The 1,162-nt window shown below is 30.1% G+C and carries 1 protein-coding gene; it reads left to right on the forward strand.

Annotation, left to right across the window (positions count from 1 at the left end; all coding sequences use genetic code 11):
- Positions 1 to 38 precede the first annotated feature (38 nt).
- Positions 39 to 992, forward strand: a complete 954-nt coding sequence (locus TD29_RS18130; RefSeq protein WP_052467181.1) for a hypothetical protein — start codon at positions 39 to 41, stop codon at positions 990 to 992.
- Positions 993 to 1,162 lie beyond the last annotated feature (170 nt).

The following is a 1,162-nucleotide window of genomic DNA, read 5'->3' on the forward strand; positions in this document are numbered from 1 at the left end:
CATACACAAACACGTTGTGGTTAATACGAAAAAACTAAATGGGAAAAATACAATTAAGCATAAAAGAAGATTCACGATTTACAGAAGAAATCATTCATCGTTATGAAAATAATGACAAATCGAATATTCATAAATATGATATTGCTTTCCCAAAAAACAAAACTTGCTCAATTAGCGAAAGAAATCCTGGAGTAAATGGAAGTAAAGTTTGTAAGAATTGCTATTATCGGGATTTTTCAGATAAGATGGAAGATATTCGTAAATCGAAAAGAAAAGAATTTATTGAATATCAAGTTTCTTTACGAGAGGATAAATTACAATGGCTAAACGAATTGGAAGAAATGCTTATCGATTATGAGAATCAATTTGATAGAGCTGATTATTCTTTTGCGAGGGAATATAAAGATGTCGTAGAAGATGTTAGAAGAGAAATTTCTGGAGAGGAAACAAATGAAAACTCAAATGGATTATTTGGAGGTCTTCAAGAAATGATAGCGGAAAGAATCGCAGAATCTGTTGAATACATTCCATCTGATATAAAAGAATCATCAGAAAGGTTTTATAAAGATTATCCAAACGGAACTCGAACTGCATTTTTAATTATGCAGTTTACAGAGACTGACGTTCACGACAAAATAATATCGACAATTAAGAACCTTTTATTAGAATATAATATAACAGTTCTTCGTGCTGACGATAAAGAATATAGCGATGACTTATTTGCGAACATAAAAACATATATGCATTGTTGTGAATTTGGAATTTCAATTTTTGAAAGAGTAACTGAAGATGAATTTAATCCAAATGTATCACTTGAAGTTGGATATATGATGGGTTTGAACAAACCTGTGTGTTTATTAAAAGATAAAACCTTAAAAAGTCTGCAAACTGATTTAGCAGGTAAATTGTATAAGCCAATTAATTTATTCAAAATTGAGGATACTATAAAAAAGCATTTGAATAAATGGCTGAATGACAAAGAATTAATATAAAAGTACTAACCACAACACCGTGTATAATTCATTGCTAGTTATAGCCTACTTACGAAAGTCCTCTCGGACTTTCTATCTGTGATTTATTTGCTAACTTTAGTGCTTAAACACGCAACGAAATCATACACAAAACCGTTGTAGCACATTTAATAAATGAACTTTCCTGAAAT

This window comes from Psychroserpens damuponensis, from assembly GCF_000826655.1.
GTDB classification, from domain to species: Bacteria; Bacteroidota; Bacteroidia; order Flavobacteriales; family Flavobacteriaceae; genus Psychroserpens; species Psychroserpens damuponensis.